Raw genomic sequence first — 2,105 nt, 5'->3', positions numbered from 1 at the left:
AAAAAGCATCATTTTATTTTTTAAAAATTCAACCTTTGCTGAAACGGCTCTGATTAAGGCTGTCATGCAAAGGTCTCCAACTATAGAAATTTGTAACCCAACAAGATTCGAATACTGGATCTGAAAGGATATTTTCTTCCAGACCCAGTCCGAAAAACCGTTCAAGGTAGTCGAGACCAAGAACGGAGCAGCAAAACTATGTCATGAGGCATAGTTCAACTTAACCATGTATAGGGAAACACAAAATGCGTTTAATTACAAATGACGAATTGTTTGCGGTTGGTGGTGGGGATATTGGCCTAGCTGCTCAATATGGATTGGATATTAACAATGCCTACTATGGCGAAGAGCCAATTCAATCTGTATCAGTTTCGGGGTCGAACTCGGGACAGAATTCGGAATCGAGTGGAGCAACTGTTGTAACCAGTGTTTGTATAACTGTAGGTGCCGTAGGACAGTCGATTCAAACTTGTACAAATAATGACAACACAATATCTGTGATCACATGCGCTGGCACTCCAACGCCGGTTGTTTCTGCGCAGATTTGCACAACAGTAACTATGCAAAAATGATCAATGTCTCAGCAAGACGAGGTACGAAATTAGATTTATATTTCTGCGATTTGTGAAATAGAAAGTAGTGGCATTTGTTAAAGAAAATAATGAATGCCACCATAAAGCAAAAAGTCATGACTTGGTTAGGATTATTTTGTATAAATTAAAATAAGGAAATTGACCTCTATGCCCTTTTTTATTACTTCACATTACTGAGTTCAATTATCTTCAGCAAACCTTATTTGACAATACCTCCAAAATCTATTTAACAAATGCTTAAAATACCATTAATACTTATGTTTTTTTTTAGTGCATTTCCTTGTGGTGCGCAAATAAACGGTAAGGAAAAAAACTCCAATAGCTCGGATACCGGATTAGTGAAAAATATGGATCAATTTAAAATAATGCTTAAAAAGACTGAAATTGAAAATATTTCTATTGCTGAAGCGGGTGAGCGGCCTTTTTATAATTCCTTGAATTGCTGGGCTTTGATTGAAAATCAAGGTGTTGATTCTGGAGACAACAAATCCGATCAGTCATACGCGTTTGGTGAGCCACAATGGGATAAAAGTATTAATTTAAAAGAGTCAGATACTGCTGTGGTGAATCAGTTACTTTTAGATTCGAACAACAGAGACGCTTATCAGTTATTCCGACTTATGCCGCACAGTGTGATGTGGTGGATTCGTATTAACAAAGGAATTTCTCTGATCACGTTAACTACTGCGATACATGAAACGGTACATGACATGCACACCTTAATGAGGAAGTGCAATAGCGGGAATTCTACCTACTTATTTAACGGTTATGGGAGGATAACCGAGCGGCATCCAGGTGACAGTGCTAACTTTTCCATCGTCGAGGAAGTGATACCAGACAAATTTAAAGTACTTTTACCGTCAAATTCAAACTTTAATACTTACATTATTAAAAGCAAAAAATTCACGGGTAACGATATATCAACGGGAGTTGATGAATTCAATGCCTATACAATTGCAGCAAACCTAGAGACGAACTTAACTTCTACTAGCGTTTATCAAAAATTCAAAACTAGTGGACTAGACTCATATAGCGGAAACATAAGCGGAATGAGCGATTTTATGCTGTATATCTTGTGTTACTTCAAAGCTGCAAGAGCTCACTATCCCTCTACATATCAAAACATACAAAATAGCCATCTATTCCTCGCACACATAAATAGGTTGTGGGAGTCTGCTGAAAACACCTTGAGTATCGCTTATAAATTTACACTAAGTGAAGGTGGTATTTACTATGTAAATTCTCAGGTAATTGCTGAAATTTATTCTCCAGAATTAATTTCAGAACTGGATCTGCTTGGTGTTAAGCATCTCCATTTCGACCATTGGAACAATACCTATTTTTCAAAAAATAGGGGGATTAAAAATCTTCCAGAGAAATAATATGAATTATAAAAATTTATTAACTGAGTTTATTGTCAACGTAATTTCAAATCGGTATTCAGATTTCTCGTTCATTTATTTTTTTGGATCACAGATAAATGGCGTTGCTCGAAAGGACTCAGATATAGAT

The 2,105-nt window shown here is 36.3% G+C and carries 2 protein-coding genes; both read left to right on the top strand.

Annotated features, from left to right (window positions below):
- The first annotated feature begins 245 nt into the window (after positions 1-245).
- Positions 246-572 carry a hypothetical protein gene (locus QN395_RS21245; RefSeq protein ID WP_322118261.1) on the top strand — a complete coding sequence of 109 codons (327 nt, stop codon included), beginning with the start codon at positions 246-248 and terminating at the stop codon, positions 570-572.
- A gap of 278 nt (positions 573-850) precedes the next feature.
- A complete protein-coding gene (locus tag QN395_RS21240; RefSeq protein ID WP_322248430.1) occupies positions 851-1,975 on the top strand; it encodes a hypothetical protein in 1,125 nt (374 codons plus the stop codon).
- Positions 1,976-2,105 lie beyond the last annotated feature (130 nt).

Source organism: Undibacterium sp. RTI2.2 (genome assembly GCF_035018705.1).
Classification (GTDB): Bacteria; Pseudomonadota; Gammaproteobacteria; order Burkholderiales; family Burkholderiaceae_D; genus Undibacterium.
Note: the sequence above shows the minus strand (reverse complement) of the source record. Positions and strands in the feature narration are given on the sequence as shown.

Excerpts from the sequence above, each read along its gene's own strand:
- QN395_RS21245 (WP_322118261.1), top strand. The coding sequence starts at position 246 with ATGCGTTTAATTACAAATGACGAATTGTTTGCGGTTGGTGGTGGGGAT.
- QN395_RS21240 (WP_322248430.1), top strand. The coding sequence starts at position 851 with ATGTTTTTTTTTAGTGCATTTCCTTGTGGTGCGCAAATAAACGGTAAG.